Here is a 19,401-nt window from a genome sequence, read left to right as displayed (position 1 = left end):
AGTTTTCCGACAATCCGCTCAAAGATTGCCGACCGCCTCTGCCCTAGCATGAACTGCCCCCCATTGCGCCCAGGTGCCCCATGCTTCGCCTTGCCTTTCTGTTCAGCCTGCTGCTCGTCAACTCCGGCTGCAGCGAACGGGCACCCGCAAGCCTGCCGCCGATCCGCCAGGGTGACTATCAAGCGGTGATCGAACAGTTGCGCCAGAGCATCCCCGAGCAGATGCGCAAGAACCATGTGCCGGGCCTGTCCCTGGCGCTGATCGACGGCCAGACGCTGGTCTGGGCCGAAGGTTTCGGCCTGGCTGACGAGGCGCTGCAAATACCCGTGACCCCCGCCACGGCGTTCCGCGCCGGCTCGCTGTCTACGCTGTTCACCGCCAGCGCCACTTTGCAACTGGTCGAACAACAGCGCCTGAACCTGGATGCCCCGCTGTCGCAGACCCTGCCGGAGTTTCGCGTGCGTTCGCGCTTTCATGCCGATGCCCGCAGTGCTGACCGGGCTATCACCCTGCGCCGTTTGCTCAGCCACCAGGCTGGGCTACCCAGCGAATTTTTGCCGAACCTGCACAGCGCTGATCCATTGACGCACCTGCCGCAAAAAGCCGGCGAGCTGTGGCTTAACCATCCCCCCGGCATGCAGATGGCCTATTCCAACCTGGGCTTCACCCTGCTCGGCGCCGCCATCGAGCGCAGCAGCGGGCAACCCTTCGAAACCCGCCTGCAGCAGCACTTGTTGAAACCCCTGGGCATGGCGCACTCAAGTTTTATCGGCACCAGCAGCCTGCAGCCCTACCGCGCCCGCGGCTACCTGCAGGGCCAGCGCAGTAAGGACCCGGAAATTCGCGACCTGCCGGCTAGCGGCTTGTGGACCACGCCTCGGGATGTCGGCCAGTTCGTGCAAATGCTGTTCGCCCAGGGGGGCTTCGACGGTCGGCAAGTGCTCAATCGCCAGTCGATCGAACAGATGTTCCGCCAGCACAATCGCGCTAATGGGCCGGACGTCGATTGCCCGATTGGCCTGGCCTGGTACCTGGGCCCTTGCGGTGATCCACGTATAGGGCCGCAACTGCAGCAATGGCAACACAGCGGCTCGACCGGAGATTTTGCTGCGCAACTGAGCGTGCTGCCCGAGCCGAAACTGGCAGTGGTGGTGATGGCCAATGCCGATACCGCCGAAGCGCTGGTCAGCGACCTGGCCACCCAGGCCCTGCGCCTGATGCTGCAGGCCCACGGTAGCCAGCTGGCTTGCCCGCGCGACTGTCAGCCGAGCTTGCCGCCGCTGCGGCTCTGAACCTCAGGCTTCGTTGTGCGGCCAGCTCAACACGAACAGGGCGCCGCCACCGGCGCAGTCACGTACTTGAGCGTGGCCCTCGTGCCACTGCGACACTCGCCGGACCAGCGCCAGGCCAAGACCGTAGCCACCGGTGCGGCGATCGCGGCTGGTGTCCAGGCGGGTAAACGGCTCGAAGATCTTCTCCCGGGCGACCAAGGGCACGCCCGGGCCGTCGTCTTCGACAAACACCTGATACAGGTCGCCTTCGCGTACCAGGCTCACCCGCACTTCACGCTCGGCGTAGCGGATGGCATTACGCAGCAGGTTGATCACCGCCCGCGCCATGAACCGCGGCTCGATGCGAATGTTTTCAACCGTACAGACACTCAGCGTCAGCGCTACACCAGCGGCTTCCGCTTCCAGGGCGACGCTGCCAAGCACGCTGTCGATCCAGTCGGCGGCCTGGATGGTTTCGCGTTTGATCTGCGCCGCACCATGCTCAAGGCTGGCGTAGGTCAACAGCTCGGAGACCATCTCCTCCAGGTCGCCCAGGTCGGCATGCATATCGTCGATCAGCGGGCCACAGGCGCTCTGGTCGGCCAGGCGGCGCAACTGTTCCAGTTCGAAGGTCAGCCGCGCAATCGGCGTACGCAGCTCATGGGAAACGGCATTGGTCAGCTCGCGCTGGTTGGCGATCAGGCCTTCGATACGCCCGGCCATCTGGTTGAAATGCTCGGCCAGCTCACGAATGTTCGAGCGCCGCGACAAATGGATGCGCGAACGCAAGTCATTGTCACCAAAACGCTGGGCCGCCAGGCGCAAGCGCTCAAGGTCGCGCCAGTGCGGCCAGACCCAGCAGAACACGGCAATGCCGAGCAAGCTGGCGAACATGGCGTAGGCACTGACGGTAAAGGCTGTGGTCATGCGTAAATCGGGCGGCAAACTGACGCTCAACAACTGGCTGCCATCATCGATGGGAATGATGAAGCGGCTGACATCATCGGAAATCAGCATCTGCCCGTCGGCCAGTAACGCCTGATCTTGCCGGCCCAGTTGCAACTGGCTGGCCTCGACCAACTTGAGAGTCATCCCGTAGTGAGGCTGCAGCTCATTCAGGCGCTGCGGACGTTGTGCGGCAGGCAATGGCCGCAGTTGCTCCACCAGACTGTAGGCCGGCCCGCGCATCGACTCGCGATAGTAAACATCGTCGCTGGTTTTCAGGTACCAGTCGAAAAACGTGTTGATCGACGGCACTGCCAGGGCGAAGGCTATGACCAGGGTGATGAACAAGCCGAGAAACAACCGCAGCATCTACAGCTCCCAGGCAAAAGGATTGAACAGGTAACCCTTGCCCCACACCGTCTTGATGCACACCGGCTCGCGGGGGTTGTCGCGCAATTTGCCGCGCAGCTTGCTGACATAGACATCGACGCTACGGTTGAAGCCGTCAAAGGCAATGCCGCGCAGGCGATTGAGGATGTCATCGCGCGACAGGGTCTGCCCGGCGGCACTTGCCAGCAGCCAGAGCAGTTCGAACTCCATGGTGCTCAACTCGATCGGTTCGTCACCCAGATGCGCTTCGCGACTGGCCCGGTCGATGCTCAAGTTCCCGAAGCGCAAGCTGTCGCGCCCAAGCGGCTCGCTGCCCTGGCGGCGCTGCAGGGCGCGCAGGCGCGCCAGTAGCACCGGTGGCTTGATAGGCTTGATCACATAGTCATCGGCACCGGACTCAAGGCCAAGGATATGGTCCAGGTCGTCCTCGCGGGCAGTCAGGATCACGATCGGGGTGGCCGCCTGGCTGCGAATCGCCCGGCACACCTGCAGGCCGCTCAGGCCCGGAAGCATCAGGTCGAGCACCACCAGCGCGGGCTTGAAATGCACAAAGGCCTCCAGTGCCTGGTCTCCACGATGCACGCAGTGCACCTCGAAGCCGTGTTCGGCCAGAAAGTGCGCAACCAGGCCAGCCAGTTTCAGGTCATCCTCGACCAGCAGTACCTTGATCAGTCCGGGGCTTTCCATGGCGTTTCCACAGGGTAGTCTGGATAAATGACAAAACGCCGAGTTTATGTGCGCCTTTATGAAACGTCTGTGAATAAGTGTTCACTCAGCCTGCACGCTTTTTCACAGGTGCAACGGCTACCCTGTTCTTTGCTGCGGCGCTGAGCGAGAATCGGCGCCCATGTTCGCGAAGCTTCCGGAGGATGTCGCAGATGAGAACGATGGTAGGGCTGGCCCTGGTATTGCTGGCATTCGGCGCCTATGCCGAGGACGACGAAAGCACCCCGTGCGACAACGTCGAAACCGACCAGCAAAGCTATGAATGCGCTCAATACAGCCGCACCACCGCTGAACGCGAACTCAATGCCGCTTTCGATGACCTGCTGCAACGCATCGGCGAGCAGTACGAGGGCCAGGACGCCAAGGTTGCCGACCTGAGCAAGCGCCTGCGTGACGCCGAAGCCATCTGGAAGCAACTGCGCGATGCCGATTGCAAGGTCGAGACCTTTGACGTCAAGCCCGGCAGCAAAGCCTTCGAAACCGCGCAGAACACCTGCCTGGCCCAGCGCAGCGACGATCGCTCGGAGTACCTGCAATCGCTCGGCCTGCAATAACCCCTGTCCTGAGGTATGAATGAAAGTCTGCGGAATCGAAATCAAGGGCAGCGAAGCCCTGCTCGCGGTCGCCACCCTCGAAGCTGGCGCCCCGGCGCACCTGGCCCTGGGTACCAAGAAGATCGCCCTGGAAGACGATGACCTGGCGGACAACGTCAAGGCCTTCGCCCGCCAGGCGCGGCAATTCTTCAGTGACAACGCCATTACCCACCTGGCGATCAAGAAGCGCAGCAAGAAAGGCGAATTCGCCGGCGGCCCGACCACCTTCAAGATCGAAGGCATCCTGCAGTTGCTCGACGGCTGCGAAGTACAGCTGCTGTCGCCGCAAACCGTCAGCGCCCAGGCCAAGAAGCACGCCATCGAGCTGCCCGCCGGGCTCAACAAGTACCAGCACGAAGCCTACAAGTGCGCCTGCGCGGTGCTGCTCAAGGCACGCTGAGTGCGGGTTTGGCGGTAACCTGGACGCGATCATCGCGCGGGCAGCTGTTAAAGCGCGCGCGGTAGCAGCGGGTGAAGTAGGACGATGACTCGAACCCGCAGGCGATGCTCACCTCCAGTACGCTGAGGTCGGTCTGGCGCAGCAGTTGCCGGGCCTTGTCCAGGCGCAGGCGCAGGTAGAAACCACTGGGGGTGTCGTGCAGGTACAGGCGAAACAACCGCTCCAGTTGGCGCCGGGTGATCTGCACCGACTCGGCCAGCACCAGGGTATTGAGCGGTTGCTCGGTGTTGCGCTCCATCTCGCCGATCACCTGCACCAGTTTCTTGTTACTGATCCCATAGCGTGAGGCGATCTGCATGCGCTGGTGATCCTGGCGCGGGCGGATACGGCCGAGCACGAACTGCTCCGACACCTGGATCGCCAGCTCCGGGCCGTGGGCCTGGGCGATCAGGTCGAGCATCAGGTCGATCGACGCGGTACCACCCGCCGAAGTGATACGTCGGCGATCTACTTCGAACAGCTCCTGGGTTGCCTGCAACTGCGGGTAACTTTCCTTGAAGGCTTCCAGCGCTTCCCAGTGCAGGGTCACCCGGTGGCCGTCGAGCAGCCCAGCCTCGGCCAGCACCACGGTGCCGGTGTCGATGCCACCCAACACCACGCCCTCGTGATCGAGCTTGCGCAACCAGTGCTGCAGGACCGGGCCGAAGCTGCGCAGTGGCTCGAAACCGGCCACCACCAGCAGGGTCGCGCCTTTGCCCAGCGGCTGCAGCGCGGCGTCGGCATTCACCGACATGCCGTTGCTGGCCGGCACCGCACCGCCATCCATACTCAGCACCTGCCAGCGGTACAACTCGCCGCGAAAGCGGTTGGCCACCCGCAACGGCTCTACCGCGGAAATGAAGCCAATGGCGGAGAAACCGGGCAACAGCAAGAAATAGAAATCCTGGGGCATAGCGACAACTCGACGGCCACGGATGCAGGGTTAATAGCGCGCTGGTCGCCACTGTGCAAGTGCCGGTCGCCACAGTGCGATTTTTGCCCAGGGTACCCGCGTAGTTTGATCACACGGCACGCAGAGGCCGCCCCCTATAACAATTAGAACTGCCGTTGGAGGAGCCACCATGAACAGAATGATCAGCCGTAGCCTGCTGATGCTCGTCGGTACCGCAATCCTCAGCACCAACGTAATCGCCGCAGAACCGGCGGCCTGCAAGAACGTACGCCTTGGCGTGGTGAACTGGACCGATGTGATGGCCACCAGCGCCATGACCCAGGTCCTGCTCGATGGCCTGGGCTACAAGACCAAGCAGACCAGTGCCTCGCAACAGATCATTTTCGCCGGTATCCGCGACCAGCGCCTGGACATGTTCCTCGGCTACTGGAACCCGATCATGACCCAGACCATCACCCCGTTCATCGACGCCAAACAGGTCAAGGTCCTCGACCAGCCGAGCCTCGACGACGCCCGCGCGACCCTCGCCGTGCCCCAGTACCTGGCCGACAAGGGCCTGAAAACCTTTGCTGACATCGCCAAGTTCGAGAAGGAGCTTGGCGGCAAGATCTACGGCATCGAGCCAGGCTCCGGCGCCAACACCCAGATCAAGGCGATGATCAGCAAGAACCAGTTCGGCCTGGGCAAGTTCCAGTTGGTCGAATCCAGCGAGGCCGGCATGCTCGCTGCCGTCGACCGCGCTGTGCGGCGCAAGGAGGCGGTGGTGTTCTTCGGTTGGGCGCCGCACCCGATGAACGTCAACATCGACATGGCCTACCTCGGCGGCAGCGAGGGCGCCCTGGGCCCGGACGAAGGCCGCGCCTCGGTGTGGACCGTTACCGCCCCGGATTACGCCGAGCGCTGCCCGAACGTCAACCAGCTGCTGAGCAACCTGACCTTCAGCGCCGAAGACGAGAGCCGCATGATGCAACCGCTGCTTGACCACAAGGACGCGCTGGAGTCCGCCCGCCAGTGGCTCAAGGATCATCCACAAGACCAGAAACGCTGGCTTGAAGGGGTGACCACGTTTGACGGCAGGCCGGCCGCCGAAAACCTGCAACTGACCGCTAACTGACAACCCCCATCGCGGGGCAAGCCCGCTCCCACAGAGGAAATGGTCATCTGTGGGAGCGGGCTTACCCCGCGACGGCCCCAACTCGCCCGAAGGAAACCGCACATGAACCACGACGTCATCATCACCTGCGCCCTGACCGGCGCCGGCGACACCGCCAGCAAGAGCCACCTGGTCCCGGTGACCCCAAAACAGATCGCCGAAGCCGCGGTAGAGGCCGCCAAAGCCGGCGCAACAGTCGTCCACTGTCACGTCCGTGATCCACAAACCGGCCGCTTCAGCCGCGACGTCGCCTTGTACCGGGAAGTGATGGAGCGCATCCGCGAAGCGGACGTCGACATCATCGTCAACCTCACCGCCGGCATGGGCGGCGACCTGGAGATCGGCCCGGGCGAGACCCCACTGGAATTTGGTACCGGCACCGACCTGATCGGCCCGCTGGAGCGCCTGGCCCACGTCGAGGCGCTGCTGCCGGAAATCTGCACCCTGGACTGCGGCACCCTCAACTTCGGTGACGGCAACAGCATCTACGTCTCGACCCCGGCGCAACTACGCGCTGGCGCCAAGCGCATCACTGAACTCGGGGTCAAAGCCGAGCTGGAAATCTTCGACACCGGTCACCTGTGGTTTGCCAAACAGATGATCAAGGAAGGCCTGCTCGACGACCCATTGTTCCAGCTGTGCCTGGGCATTCCCTGGGGCGCCCCGGCCGATACCACCACCATGAAAGCCATGGTCGACAACCTGCCAGCGGGCGTGACCTGGGCCGGCTTCGGCATCGGCCGCATGCAGATGCCGATGGCCGCACAAGCGGTGCTGCTGGGCGGCAACGTGCGGGTCGGCCTGGAAGACAACCTGTACCTGGACAAGGGCGTGCTGGCCAGCAATGGCCAGTTGGTCGAGCGCGCCAGCGAGATTCTAAGCCGCCTCGGCGCACGGGTACTCACCCCTGCCGAAGGCCGCGCCAAAATGAACCTGACCCGTCGCTGATTGCTGGAGAAACCGATGAGCTTTATCACCGAGATCAAGACCTTTGCAGCCCTGGGCAGCGGCGTAATCGGCAGCGGCTGGGTGGCCCGCGCCCTGGCCCATGGCCTGGACGTGGTAGCCTGGGACCCGGCTCCCGGCGCCGAAGCGGCCTTGCGCAAGCGTATCGCCAACGCCTGGCCAGCCTTGGAGAAACAGGGCCTGGCGCCCGGCGCATCACAGGAGCGCCTGCGCTTTGTGGCAACTATCGAGGAATGCGTGCGCGATGCCGATTTCATCCAGGAGAGCGCACCCGAGCGCCTGGACCTCAAGCTTGACCTGCACAGCAAGATCAGCGCTGCGGCCAAGCCCAACGCGCTGATCGGTTCCAGCACTTCGGGGCTGTTGCCCAGCGAATTCTACGAGTCCTCGACCCATCCCGAGCGCTGCGTGGTCGGCCACCCGTTCAACCCGGTGTACCTGCTGCCGCTGGTGGAAATCGTCGGCAGCAACAAGACCGCGCCCGAGGCAATCGAAGCGGCAAAAACCGTCTACACCAGCCTCGGCATGCGCCCCTTGCACGTGCGCAAGGAAGTGCCCGGCTTTATCGCCGACCGCCTGCTCGAAGCGCTCTGGCGCGAGGCTCTGCACCTGGTCAACGACGGCGTGGCAACCACCGGTGAAATCGACGACGCCATTCGTTTCGGTGCGGGTTTGCGCTGGTCGTTCATGGGCACCTTCCTTACCTATACCCTGGCCGGTGGCGATGCCGGCATGCGCCACTTCATGGCCCAGTTCGGCCCGGCGCTGCAACTGCCCTGGACTTACCTGCCAGCACCGCAACTGACCGACGGGCTGATCGACGCCGTGGTCGAGGGCACCAGGGAACAACTGGGCGAACGCAGCATCAGCTCGCTGGAGCGCTATCGTGATGATTGCCTGCTGGCCGTGCTGGATGCGGTAAAAACCACCAAGGCCAAGCACGGCATGGCCTTCAGCGACTGACCGGAGTGCAGCGATGCCCGCATTGATCACCTACCAGACCCCGGTCCAGGCGGACTGGGTCGACTACAACGGGCATCTGCGCGATGCCTTCTACCTGCTGATCTTCAGCTACGCCACCGACGCCTTCATGGATCGCATCGGCCTGGACAGCGACAACCGCAGCGCCAGCGGCAACTCGCTGTTCACCCTGGAGTGCCACCTCAACTACCTGCACGAAGTGAAGCTCGGTACCCAGGTGTGGGTGCAGACCCAGATCATCGGCTTCGACCGCAAGCGCCTGCACCTGTATCACAGCCTGCATCGCGAAGGCTTTGACGAGGCGTTGGCGGCCAGTGAGCAGATGCTGTTGCATGTGGACCTGGCGGGGCCAAGGTCGGCGCCGTTTGCGCCCGGGGTGATGGAGCGGTTGCAGGGGATCGTGGATGAGCAGGTTGATCTGCCGGCGGCCGAGTTTGTTGGCCGGGTGATCGGGTTGCCAACGTAATCGCCCTATCGCTGGCAAGCCAGCTCCCACAGAAGCGGCGGTGATCCCTGTGGGAGCTGGCTTGCCAGCGATGAATCCAGCACCGATCCAAAGGCAAAAAATAACCCCGGCAAGCCGTGAAGCAACCGGGGCCAAGAGCGAGCATGAACATGCTTCAAGCGGAGGGTGACCAAACCTTCCTTTTCTGTGCATGGCCCCAGTGTGCAGCCTCCCCTCCCCGTCGATTTGCCCGAAAACGACCTGTGCTTAGGTAAAGCGGCCATTGCGACAATCTGCCCTTGCCGCAGTGCCTCGGCGCCCACAGAATCGAAGAAGATCACACCTGCAAACAAGGACAACAGCCATGATGCATGCGGATTTGATTGATCAGGACGACCTGCTGGGCCAGCTGCGCGCGCTGGGTTTCGAGATGCCGACAGATGCCAGTGCCGAGCAGGCCTGCGACTGTGCAGTGCGCGGTTTGAATGAGCCCCGGGCCAAAGCGTTAAAGGGCATGGTCGAGCAGATGTACAGAGGCAATGCGACCATTCTGCCCGCCGTGCGCCAGGCCATCGAAAAGCAGCTGTTGCCGGCGTTGGCGCAGTTCAACAGCAATCGCGGCTGACCCCATCGCTGGCAAGCCAGCTCCCACAGGATCGGCATGCACCGGACCTGTGGGAGCTGGCTTGCCAGCGATTGATTCAGCTCGGAATCAGAGCCTCACACTGGCAAACGTCGACTCGTTACGCGCCTGGCTCAATGCCGACATCGGCCCGGCCAGCGGCGACAGCACCAGCGCCTGCGGGATCGGCATCATCGCCACCTGCTGCGCAGTGTTGGAGCCCACACGCTCGTCACGCGGCGGAATACCGAAGTACTCGCGGTAGCACTTGGAGAAATGCGGCGTAGAGACAAAGCCGCACACCGAAGCCACTTCGATGATCGACATCGGCGTCTGCTTGAGCAATTGCCGGGCGCGAATCAGGCGCAGCTTCAGGTAGTAGCGCGATGGCGAGCAGTGCAGGTACTTCTGGAACAGGCGCTCGAGCTGGCGTCGCGACACCGCCACATAAACCGCAAGTTCGTCCAGATCGATCGGCTCTTCCAGGTTGGCCTCCATCAGCGCGACGATTTCCTGCAGCTTCGGCTGGTTGGTGCCAAGCATGTGCTTGAGCGGCACGCGCTGGTGATCCTGTTCGTTGCGGATGCGCTCGTAGACGAACATCTCGGAGATCGCCGCCGACAGCTCGCGGCCATGATCACGGCTGATCAGGTGCAGCATCATGTCCAGCGGCGCAGTACCGCCAGAGCTGGTGAAGCGGTTACGGTCGAGGGTGAACAAACGGGTACTCATGCTCACCCGCGGGAAGGCTTCCTGCATCGCCGCCAGGCATTCCCAGTGCACGCTGCAATCGAAGCCATCGAGCAGACCGGCACAGGCCAGGGCCCAGCTGCCGGTGCACACCGCACCCAGGCGACGGGACTGACGCGCCTGGCTTTGCAGCCAGGTGACGTGCTCGCGGGTCACGGTGCGCTGGATGCCAATGCCGCCGCAGACAATCACGGTGTCCATGGCCGGTGCCTTGTGCATTGCTGCATCGGGGGTGATCTGCAAGCCGTCGCTGGCCCACACCTGGCCGCCGTCCACGCTCAAGGTGCTCCAGCGGTACAGCTCGCGGCCGGACAGCTGGTTGGCCATGCGCAGCGGCTCAACAGCGGAAGCCAGGGAAATCAGCGTGAAATTGTCCAGCAGCAGAAAGCCGATGGATTGGGGCGTGCGGTTCTGGGTTGGGGTCCCGGAGTTGTACGACGTCATCGCGGTATCTCCTCACACAATGCAGGTTGTGCCTCAGGCAGGCACGGGCTTTTTTGTCACGGCCCCGATTCGGATGCAGGGGCTTTGCCAATCACAACGCAATTGCCATGCCTGAAATTGAATGGCCATTCAATAAAACCCAAAAACGACGTCGCGCAGCGTCTATACAGCCCTTGTTCCCAGGCACGCTTATAAACGCAAACGACCGACCTAGTGCCGGTCTGTAGGACGCGTGAGCAATTCGGTAGCACTTGTGTGAAGGATGCCCAGAAACGACATGGGCAACTGTCACCCAAGGCGTCAGGCGCCGGGGTAACAGCGGGTTACTTGAGGTGAGATGGGCCAGCGCGCCAAAAGGCAGCGCGCAGGCCAAGGGCGAACGAAAACGGCGCAGGCCACCTCAACGTTTCAACATTCAATGGCGCTGACCGCCAGGCCACCGCGCGAAGTTTCCTTGTACTTGTCGTGCATGTCGGCGCCGGTATCGCGCATGGTGCGGATCACCCGGTCGAGGGAGATGAAATGCTCGCCATCACCGCGCAGGGCCATCTGCGCCGCATTGATCGCCTTGACCGCGGCAATCGCATTGCGCTCGATGCACGGCACCTGCACCAGCCCGCCGACCGGGTCGCAGGTCAGCCCGAGGTTGTGCTCAAGACCAATCTCGGCGGCGTTTTCCAGTTGCCCAGGGGTGGCCCCGAGCACTTCGGCAAGACCGGCCGCAGCCATGGCACAGGCCGAACCGACTTCACCCTGGCAACCGACTTCGGCACCGGAGATCGAAGCGTTCTTCTTGCACAGGATGCCCACCGCTGCAGCACCGAGGAAGAAGTCGACGACATTGGCCTCGCTGACTTCGTCGCTAAAACGCATGTAATAGTGCAGCACCGCCGGAATGATCCCCGCCGCGCCATTGGTCGGCGCGGTGACCATGCGCCCGCCGGCGGCGTTCTCTTCGTTGACCGCCAGGGCATAGAGGTTGACCCACTCCATGGCGCTCAGGGTCGAGCCGATCACGTTGGGCTTGTTCAGCTCCTGCAGGCTGCGGTGCAACTTGGCCGCGCGGCGTTTCACATTGAGCCCGCCAGGCAGGACGCCTTCGTACTTGAGGCCGTTTTCGACACAGGCCTGCATGGCATGCCACAGCTTCAAAAGCCCGGCGCGAATCTCTGCCTCGCTGCGCCAGACCTTTTCGTTTTCCAGCATCAATTGCGACACCCGCAGGTCGTTTTGCTTGCACAACTCAAGCAGTTCCACGGCACTGTTGAAATCGTAGGGCAACACGGTGTTGTCGGCGTCCAGCACGCCGCTGGCGGCCTGGGCTGCATCGACGACAAAGCCGCCGCCCACCGAGTAATAGGTATCGCGGTGCAGCTCGCCAGCGGCGCCTTCGGCGGTCAGTGTCATGGCGTTGGGGTGATACGGCAGGTTCTCGTCGAGCAGCAGCATGTCGCGGGCCCAGACGAAGCCGACCTCGAACCGGCCGTCGAGCAGCAAGGTGTCTGTTTCGCGCAGGGCGTTGATGCGTGGGCCAATCTGCGAGGGGTCGATGGCGTCCGGCCATTCACCCATCAGGCCCATGATCACCGCGTTGTCGCTGCCATGGCCAATACCGGTGGCCGACAGCGAGCCGTACAGGCGTACTTCGATGCGCCGCACCTGCGCAAGCTCGCCGCGCTCGCGCAAGCCCTGGACGAACAGTGCTGCGGCGCGCATGGGCCCGACGGTATGGGAACTGGATGGGCCAACGCCGATCTTGAACAGGTCGAACACACTGATGGCCATGCCACCTACCTCCTGAATGTACAGCCTGAATGTGCAGCCCCGCAGCCCAAGCCAAGGGCGCCGCAACTGCTACGCTGATTAGGCGGCAATCCGCCGATTCCGCGCATCATCAGGCTTTTGCCAGGACCTCTGACGTCTGCAACCGACGCGTTCTTGCCCAGCAACGCCGCCAGCTGTCAGCCGCGCTTGTGCGCCGTTTTTTTGCGGTGCAGAGGTGCCGAAACTGCGTTTACAGGGTGGGATAAAGCTGTAAACGACCTCATCGACACTGGATGCGACCCTGTCTGTACTGGATACGACGCACCCTGTAGGCGTTTGATTTTCGCTGTTAGATGATCGGTATCGACTCGATTGCACGGCAGCCGTCCCGCTATCGCCCGATAGTCAGGCCCGACCGAATGCAAACCATAAAGCACGGCGGTCCCGTGGGACATCCGAGAAAAAAACCCAGGAGTCCATCGAATGAAAGGTTCACCCTCGCTATTGCTGGCCGCAGTGCTGAGTCTGCCGGTGCTGGCCCAGGCCGCCGAGCCCGAGCAGTGCCAGACCGTCAACTTCTCCGATGTCGGCTGGACCGACATCACCGTGACCACCGCGGTCACCAGCGTCGTGCTCCAGTCGCTGGGCTACAAGACCAAGACCACGATGATTTCGGTACCGGTGACCTACAAGTCGCTGGCCGATGGCAAGAACATGGACGTGTTCCTCGGCAACTGGATGCCGACCATGGAAAACGACATCAAGCAGTACCGTGATGCCGGCACCGTGGAAACCGTACGGGCCAACCTGGAGAACGCCAAGTACACCCTGGCCGTGCCCCAGGCGCTGTATGACAAGGGCCTGAAGAACTTCGCCGACATTGCCAAGTTCAAGAAGGAACTGGACGGCAAGATCTACGGCATCGAGCCGGGTAACGACGGCAACCGCACCATCCAGAGCATGATCGACAAGAACGCCTTCGGCCTCAAGGACGCCGGCTTCAAGGTGGTCGAATCCAGCGAGGCCGGCATGCTCTCGCAAGTGGAGCGTGCCCAGCGCCGCGACACCGCCGTGGTATTCCTGGGCTGGGAACCGCACCCGATGAACACCCGCTTCAAGATGAAGTACCTGGACGGCGGCGATGACTTCTTCGGCCCCGAATATGGCAAGGCCACCGTCCTCACCAACACCCGCAAGGGCTATGTGCAGGAATGCAGCAACGTCGGCCAGTTGCTGAAGAACCTGTCCTTTACCCTCGACATGGAAAGCACCCTGATGGGCAACGTCCTGGACGACAAGATGAAACCCGACGCTGCAGCCAAGGCCTGGCTGAAGAAGAACCCGCAGGTGCTCGACACCTGGCTGGCCGGGGTTACCACCGTTGACGGCAAGCCTGGCCTGGAGGCAGCCAAAGCCAAACTCACGCAGTAAGCACTGCCTGCGGCGGGCTGGTCCCGCCGCAGGCTGTCTTCAAACTTTTGCAGGTGGACGCTCGCTATCATGCTGATCGATGAAAAACTCCCTCTGGGCCAGTACATCGCAGGCTTCGTTGAATGGTTGACGCAACACGGCGCCAACTACTTCGATGCCTTCGCGGCAGCACTGGAATATATGATTCATGGCGTGACCGGGGCACTGACCTGGTTCAATCCCTTCGTCCTGATCGGCCTGGTTGCAGTGATCGCGCACCTGATCCAGCGCAAATGGGCGCTGACCGCATTCTGCGTACTGTCATTCCTGCTGATCCTCAACCTCGGCTACTGGCAGGAGACCATGGAGACCCTGGCCCAGGTGCTGTTTGCCACCCTGGTCTGCGTGGCCATCGGCGTGCCGCTGGGCATCCTCGCCGCACACAAACCGATGTTCTACACCGCCATGCGCCCGGTCCTCGACCTGATGCAGACGGTACCTACCTTCGTTTACCTGATCCCGACCCTGACCCTGTTCGGTCTGGGGGTGGTCCCCGGACTGATCTCGACGGTGGTGTTCGCCATCGCTGCGCCAATCCGCCTGACCTACCTGGGTATCTGTGATGTACCCCAGGAACTGCTCGACGCCGGCAAGGCCTTCGGTTGCTCACGCCGCCAGCTGCTGTCGCGCATCGAACTGCCCCACGCCATGCCGAGCATCGCCGCCGGCGTCACCCAATGCATCATGCTGTCGCTGTCGATGGTGGTGATTGCCGCGCTGGTGGGTGCCGATGGCCTGGGCAAACCCGTGGTCAACGCATTGAACACTGCCGATATCGCTCTGGGCTTCGAAGCGGGTCTGGCGATCGTGTTGCTGGCGATCATGCTCGACCGTATCTGCAAACAACCCGACGCGCCGGTAAGGAGTGAAGCATGAGCATTATTCGCTTCGAAGACGTAGACGTTATCTTCTCCAGCCGACCGCGCGAGGCCCTGAGCCTGCTCGATCAGGGCCTTTCACGCGAACAGATCCTGAAGCAGACCGGCCTGGTGGTCGGGGTCGAAAAAGCCAACCTGGACATCAACAAGGGCGAGATCTGCGTATTGATGGGCCTGTCCGGTTCAGGCAAATCCAGCCTGCTGCGTTGCATCAACGGCCTCAACACCGTCAGCCGCGGCAAGCTGTTCGTCGAGCATGAAGGCTCGCATATCGACATCGCCCACTGCACCCCGGTGGAACTGAAGATGATGCGCACCAAGCGCATCGCCATGGTGTTCCAGAAGTTCGCCCTGATGCCCTGGTTGACGGTGCGCGAGAACATCAGCTTCGGCCTGGAAATGCAGGGCCGCCCAGAGAAGGAACGGCGCAAGCTGGTCGACGAGAAACTCGAGCTGGTGGGCCTGACCCAGTGGCGCAACAAGAAGCCTGACGAGTTATCAGGCGGCATGCAGCAGCGGGTCGGCCTGGCCCGGGCGCTGGCCATGGATGCCGACATCCTGCTGATGGACGAACCCTTCTCGGCCCTCGACCCGCTGATCCGGCAAGGCCTGCAGGACGAGCTGCTGGAACTGCAACGCAAGCTGAACAAGACCATCGTCTTCGTCAGCCACGACCTGGACGAGGCACTGAAGCTCGGCAGCCGCATTGCGATCATGAAAGACGGCAAGATCATCCAGTACAGCAAGCCGGAAGAGATCGTCCTCAACCCGGCCGACGATTACGTGCGCACCTTCGTCGCCCACACTAACCCGCTCAACGTGCTCTGTGGCCGCAGCCTGATGCGAACCCTGGACAAGTGCAAGCGCATCAATGGTTCGGTGTGCCTGGACCCGGGCGGTGATTCCTGGCTCGACCTGGCCGAAGGCAACACCATCAAGGGTGCGCGCCAGGGTGCCAACGGCATGGACCTGCAGAACTGGGCACCGGGTCAAGCCGTGGAAGGCCTGGGCCGCAAACCGACCCTGGTCGATGCCAAAATCGGCATGCGCGAAGCCCTGCAGATCCGTTACCAGACCGGCAACAAGCTGGTGCTTCAGGAAGGCAATACCGTGGTGGGGATTCTCGGTGACAGCGAGCTGTACCACGCGCTGCTGGGCAAGAACCTGGGTTGAACGCTATCGCGGGGCACTTGTGGGAGCCGGCAACGCCGGCTCCCACAAAGCCTCAGCGAACGACGATACCCTGCCTGGCCATGAACGCCTTGGCCTCAGGCACCGTGTACTCACCGAAGTGGAAGATACTCGCCGCCAGCACTGCGCTGGCATGACCTTCGATAATTCCGTCGGCCAGGTGCTGCAGGTTGCCCACACCTCCGGAAGCAATCACCGGAATACCCAAGGCATCGCTGATGGCCCGGGTTACACCCAGGTCAAAGCCATTCTTCATGCCGTCCTGGTCCATGCTGGTCAGCAGGATCTCGCCGGCCCCCAGGCCTTCCATCTTCTTCGCCCACTCCACTGCGTCCAGGCCGGTAGGCTTGCGTCCGCCGTGGGTGAAGATCTCCCAGCGCGGGGTTTCGCCCGGGCCTGAGACCTTCTTGGCATCAATGGCTACCACGATGCACTGCGAACCGAAGTGCGCGGCAGCTTCGCCAACGAACTCCGGGTTGAACACCGCGGCGGTGTTGATCGAGACCTTGTCGGCACCGGCATTGAGCAGGTTGCGGATGTCCTGCACGCTACGCACGCCGCCGCCTACGGTCAGCGGGATAAACACCTGGCTGGCCATGCGCTCGACGGTATGCAGGGTGGTGTCACGGCCATCGACGCTGGCGGTGATGTCGAGGAAAGTAATCTCGTCAGCACCCTGTTCATCGTAGCGCCGGGCGATTTCCACCGGGTCGCCGGCATCGCGGATGTTCTCGAACTTGACGCCCTTGACCACCCGGCCGTTGTCGACGTCGAGGCAAGGGATGATGCGCTTGGCCAGTGCCATGTGGGAATCCTCAGCCTTTGTAGCTGTCGCAGAAGGCTTGCGCCTCGGCGACATCCAGGGTGCCTTCGTAGATGGCGCGGCCGGTGATCGCACCGATAATGCCCGGCGCCTTGGCGTCGAGCAGGGCCTTGATATCACCGAGGTTGTGGATACCGCCGGAGGCGATTACCGGGATCTTGGTGGCAGCGGCCAGAGCTGCGGTGAACGGCACGTTGCAGCCCTGCATCATGCCGTCTTTGGCGATGTCGGTGTAGACGATGGCCGAGACGCCGTCGGCTTCGAAACGCTTGGCCAGGTCGATGACCTGCACCGAGCTGACTTCAGCCCAGCCGTCGGTGGCGACGAAGCCGTCTTTGGCATCCAGGCCCACGATCACTTTGCCCGGGAAGGCGCGGCAGGCTTCGGCAACGAACTCTGGCTCCTTGACCGCCTTGGTACCGATGATCACGTAGCTGACGCCGGCCTTGACGTAGTGCTCGATGGTTTCCAGCGAACGGATGCCGCCACCGATCTGGATCGGCAGGGTCGGGTAGCGCTTGGCAATCGCGGTGACCACTTCACCGTTGACCGGCTGGCCTTCGAAGGCGCCGTTGAGGTCAACCAGATGCAGCCGGCGGCAGCCCCCTTCAACCCATTTGGCGGCCATGCTGACCGGGTCGTCGGAGAATACCGTGGAGTCTTCCATGCGGCCCTGGCGCAGGCGTACGCAAGCACCGTCCTTGAGATCGATAGCGGGGATAATCAGCATCTGCAAAACCTGTCTATTCGGTAAACAGTGATGCTCGAAAAGTCAGTTCTTCTCGAGCGCCCACAGGTCGCTTTCAATGCTTTCGAACCGTTCCTTGAGGTGGTTCTGCACATCGAAAATCGCCCTGTTGTAGTAGTGCGGGGCAATCTCTTTGGTGAACAGCTCCAGGACCTCGGCCACCTCGAACGACCCCAGTTGCAGCTCGAAACGGTCTTCGAGAAAGCGCTTGAGGGTATCGAGCGCTTCGCGTTCCTGTTCCGGCGCCAGTGTGAGGATCGGCGGCTTGGCCCTGGACTTGCCCATTACCAGCGCCCGTCCCAGGCGGCGAAGTTCTGCAGCAGCTGCAGGCCATGGGTATGGCTCTTCTCCGGGTGGAACTGCACGGCAAAGCGCGAGCCTTCGGCCAGCGCTGCGGCAAAGTCGACGCCGTAGTGACCGCTACCCACCACCTGGCCCGGCTTGCCGGCGGTGATGTAGTAGCTGTGCACGAAGTAGAAGCGCGCACGCTCGGGGATGTTGTGCCACAGCGGGTGGTCGATGCTCTGGACGACTTCGTTCCAGCCCATGTGCGGCACCTTCAGGTGCTCGCCGTCTTCGTGCAGGTCTTTGCCGAAGAAGCGCACATTGCCCGGGAACAGGCCGATGCAGTCGACGCCGTCGTTCTCTTCGCTGTGATCGAGCAAGGCTTGCATGCCAACGCAGATGCCAAGGAACGGACGGTCCTGGCTGACTTCACGCACCAGGCTGTCGAAGCCCAGGCGGCGGATTTCAGCCATGCAATCGCGGATCGCGCCGACGCCCGGGAACACCACGCGATCCGCTTCGCGAATCACGTCGGCGTCGCTGGTGATCAGGACCTTGCCGGCGCCTACGTGCTCAAGGGCCTTGGCCACCGAGTGCAGGTTACCCATGCCATAGTCGATAACGGCAACCGTCTGCATTACAGGCAACCCTTGGTCGATGGCATCTGCCCGGCCATGCGCTCATCCAGCTCGATGGCCATGCGCAGCGCGCGGCCGAAGGCCTTGAACACGGTCTCGATCTGGTGGTGGGTGTTGTGCCCACGCAGGTTGTCGATGTGCAGGGTGACGTTGGCGTGGTTGACGAAGCCCTGGAAGAACTCCTGGAACAGGTCGACATCGAAGCCACCGACCGACGCGCGGGTATACGGTACGTGCATCTGCAGGCCCGGGCGGCCGGAGAAGTCGATGACCACCCGCGACAGCGCTTCGTCCAGCGGCACGTAGGCATGGCCGTAGCGGCGGATGCCCTTCTTGTCGCCGATGGCCTGGTTGAAGGCCTGGCCCAGGGTGATACCGACGTCTTCGACGGTATGGTGATCGTCGATATGCAGGTCGCCCTTGCACTCGATATCGAGGTCGATCAGCCCATGTCGGGCGATCTGGTCGAGCATATGTTCAAGGAAAGGCACACCGATATCGAATCGGGCCTTGCCGCTGCCATCCAGGTTGATCGAGGCCTTGATCTGGGTCTCCAGAGTATTGCGCTCGACGGAAGCCTTACGTTCGACCATCACCAGCTCCGCAAAATCATTGGGCGAAAAAGGTGATCATTATAGGCCCAGAAGCGCCCGGCTTGAAACGCAGATGACGCGTGGCAGGGAATTTAGTCGGGCCGCTGTGCGGCCCATCGCTGGCAAAGCCAGCTTGTGTCTTGAGGTAGGAATAGAATCAGAAGTGAGAGCGGTGAATGGCAAGCTGTACGCCGGTAGTGCTTAAAGCACGTGTGGGAGCAAAGCTGCCATTCACCTCTCCACTCTGGCCCGAGCCCGAACAGTTGATTGAGCGCCTCTCGAATCACAAGCGTGGGCCAAGCCAGAGCGCTCTCACAACTGAGTGTAAGAGGGTTCAGCCATGTTGTCTTCTGTTGGAATCGACACTGCCAAA

21 protein-coding genes are annotated in these 19,401 nt (G+C 62.4%); 11 read left to right on the top strand and 10 right to left on the bottom strand.

The features are described from left to right. Positions 1 to 80 precede the first annotated feature (80 nt). Positions 81 to 1,292, top strand: a complete 1,212-nt coding sequence (locus JV241A_RS01255; protein ID WP_240047821.1) for a serine hydrolase domain-containing protein — start codon at positions 81 to 83, stop codon at positions 1,290 to 1,292. A gap of 3 nt (positions 1,293 to 1,295) precedes the next feature. Here JV241A_RS01255 and JV241A_RS01250 read toward each other — a convergent pair whose 3' ends face one another. After that, positions 1,296 to 2,585, bottom strand: a complete 1,290-nt coding sequence (locus JV241A_RS01250; protein WP_115084928.1) for an ATP-binding protein — start codon at positions 2,583 to 2,585, stop codon at positions 1,296 to 1,298. Next, positions 2,586 to 3,293: a winged helix-turn-helix domain-containing protein gene (locus tag JV241A_RS01245; protein WP_115084927.1), complete on the bottom strand. Its 708-nt coding sequence runs from the start codon at positions 3,291 to 3,293 to the stop codon at positions 2,586 to 2,588. Between the two features lie 191 nt (positions 3,294 to 3,484). Here JV241A_RS01245 and JV241A_RS01240 point away from each other — a divergent pair, with 191 nt between their 5' ends. Both JV241A_RS01240 and JV241A_RS01235 read left to right on the top strand, forming a co-directional pair. Further along, a complete protein-coding gene (locus tag JV241A_RS01240) occupies positions 3,485 to 3,886 on the top strand; it encodes a lysozyme inhibitor LprI family protein (RefSeq protein ID WP_115084926.1) in 402 nt (133 codons plus the stop codon). Positions 3,887 to 3,905: 19 nt separating this feature from the next. Further along, positions 3,906 to 4,325 carry a DUF3010 family protein gene (locus tag JV241A_RS01235; protein WP_115084925.1) on the top strand — a complete coding sequence of 140 codons (420 nt, stop codon included), beginning with the start codon at positions 3,906 to 3,908 and terminating at the stop codon, positions 4,323 to 4,325. Here JV241A_RS01235 and JV241A_RS01230 read toward each other — a convergent pair. Continuing rightward, complete coding sequence (locus JV241A_RS01230) at positions 4,312 to 5,277, bottom strand: GlxA family transcriptional regulator (protein ID WP_115084924.1); 966 nt, start codon at positions 5,275 to 5,277, stop codon at positions 4,312 to 4,314. The genes JV241A_RS01235 and JV241A_RS01230 overlap by 14 nt on opposite strands. Before the next feature lie 169 nt (positions 5,278 to 5,446). Between JV241A_RS01230 and choX the strand changes: the two genes are divergently transcribed. From choX to JV241A_RS01205, 5 genes are all read left to right on the top strand, one after another. Then, a complete protein-coding gene (gene choX / locus JV241A_RS01225) occupies positions 5,447 to 6,391 on the top strand; it encodes a choline ABC transporter substrate-binding protein (protein WP_134061229.1) in 945 nt (314 codons plus the stop codon). A gap of 102 nt (positions 6,392 to 6,493) precedes the next feature. Continuing rightward, positions 6,494 to 7,378, top strand: coding sequence for a 3-keto-5-aminohexanoate cleavage protein (locus JV241A_RS01220; RefSeq protein WP_115084922.1), 885 nt, complete (start codon positions 6,494 to 6,496; stop codon positions 7,376 to 7,378). A gap of 15 nt (positions 7,379 to 7,393) precedes the next feature. Beyond that, positions 7,394 to 8,359, top strand: a complete 966-nt coding sequence (locus JV241A_RS01215) for an L-carnitine dehydrogenase (RefSeq protein ID WP_134061228.1) — start codon at positions 7,394 to 7,396, stop codon at positions 8,357 to 8,359. A gap of 13 nt (positions 8,360 to 8,372) precedes the next feature. Further along, the gene (locus tag JV241A_RS01210) at positions 8,373 to 8,843 is read left to right on the top strand and encodes a thioesterase family protein (RefSeq protein ID WP_115084920.1); all 471 of its coding nucleotides are present in this window, start codon (positions 8,373 to 8,375) and stop codon (positions 8,841 to 8,843) included. A gap of 343 nt (positions 8,844 to 9,186) precedes the next feature. Continuing rightward, positions 9,187 to 9,447, top strand: a complete 261-nt coding sequence (locus tag JV241A_RS01205; RefSeq protein ID WP_115084919.1) for a hypothetical protein — start codon at positions 9,187 to 9,189, stop codon at positions 9,445 to 9,447. 87 nt (positions 9,448 to 9,534) lie between these two features. Here JV241A_RS01205 and JV241A_RS01200 read toward each other — a convergent pair whose 3' ends face one another. After that, positions 9,535 to 10,638: a GlxA family transcriptional regulator gene (locus tag JV241A_RS01200; protein WP_028942254.1), complete on the bottom strand. Its 1,104-nt coding sequence runs from the start codon at positions 10,636 to 10,638 to the stop codon at positions 9,535 to 9,537. Positions 10,639 to 11,046: 408 nt separating this feature from the next. Continuing rightward, entirely contained in the window at positions 11,047 to 12,423 is a 1,377-nt protein-coding gene (locus JV241A_RS01195) for an L-serine ammonia-lyase (RefSeq protein ID WP_134061227.1), read from the bottom strand. Positions 12,424 to 12,885: 462 nt separating this feature from the next. Here JV241A_RS01195 and JV241A_RS01190 point away from each other — a divergent pair, with 462 nt between their 5' ends. The 3 genes from JV241A_RS01190 to choV all read left to right on the top strand — a co-directional run bounded on the left by JV241A_RS01190 (position 12,886) and on the right by choV (position 15,923). Then, on the top strand, positions 12,886 to 13,833 hold the full coding sequence (locus tag JV241A_RS01190; RefSeq protein WP_115084917.1) for a choline ABC transporter substrate-binding protein: 948 nt from the start codon (positions 12,886 to 12,888) through the stop codon (positions 13,831 to 13,833). A 66-nt stretch (positions 13,834 to 13,899) separates the two neighbouring features. Continuing rightward, positions 13,900 to 14,748, top strand: coding sequence for a choline ABC transporter permease subunit (choW, locus tag JV241A_RS01185; RefSeq protein WP_177414816.1), 849 nt, complete (start codon positions 13,900 to 13,902; stop codon positions 14,746 to 14,748). After that, entirely contained in the window at positions 14,745 to 15,923 is a 1,179-nt protein-coding gene (gene choV / locus JV241A_RS01180) for a choline ABC transporter ATP-binding protein (protein ID WP_115084915.1), read from the top strand. The genes choW and choV overlap by 4 nt, the downstream gene beginning before the upstream one ends. Before the next feature lie 52 nt (positions 15,924 to 15,975). Here choV and hisF read toward each other — a convergent pair whose 3' ends face one another. Genes hisF through hisB form a run of 5 tightly spaced genes read right to left on the bottom strand, consistent with a single transcriptional unit; the run spans position 15,976 to position 19,028 of the window. Continuing rightward, positions 15,976 to 16,746: an imidazole glycerol phosphate synthase subunit HisF gene (gene hisF, locus JV241A_RS01175; RefSeq protein WP_115084914.1), complete on the bottom strand. Its 771-nt coding sequence runs from the start codon at positions 16,744 to 16,746 to the stop codon at positions 15,976 to 15,978. Between the two features lie 10 nt (positions 16,747 to 16,756). Then, entirely contained in the window at positions 16,757 to 17,494 is a 738-nt protein-coding gene (gene hisA / locus JV241A_RS01170; protein WP_134061226.1) for a 1-(5-phosphoribosyl)-5-[(5-phosphoribosylamino)methylideneamino]imidazole-4-carboxamide isomerase, read from the bottom strand. A 42-nt stretch (positions 17,495 to 17,536) separates the two neighbouring features. After that, positions 17,537 to 17,797, bottom strand: coding sequence for a DUF2164 domain-containing protein (locus JV241A_RS01165; RefSeq protein WP_010221322.1), 261 nt, complete (start codon positions 17,795 to 17,797; stop codon positions 17,537 to 17,539). Next, positions 17,797 to 18,435, bottom strand: coding sequence for an imidazole glycerol phosphate synthase subunit HisH (gene hisH, locus JV241A_RS01160; protein WP_115084912.1), 639 nt, complete (start codon positions 18,433 to 18,435; stop codon positions 17,797 to 17,799). Before hisH ends, JV241A_RS01165 begins: the two co-directional genes overlap by 1 nt. Further along, on the bottom strand, positions 18,435 to 19,028 hold the full coding sequence (gene hisB, locus JV241A_RS01155) for an imidazoleglycerol-phosphate dehydratase HisB (protein ID WP_028942262.1): 594 nt from the start codon (positions 19,026 to 19,028) through the stop codon (positions 18,435 to 18,437). Before hisB ends, hisH begins: the two co-directional genes overlap by 1 nt. Positions 19,029 to 19,401 lie beyond the last annotated feature (373 nt).

Source organism: Pseudomonas sp. JV241A (assembly GCF_900275665.1).
GTDB lineage: Bacteria > Pseudomonadota > Gammaproteobacteria > Pseudomonadales > Pseudomonadaceae > Aquipseudomonas > Aquipseudomonas wadenswilerensis.
Note: the sequence above shows the minus strand (reverse complement) of the source record. Positions and strands in the feature narration are given on the sequence as shown.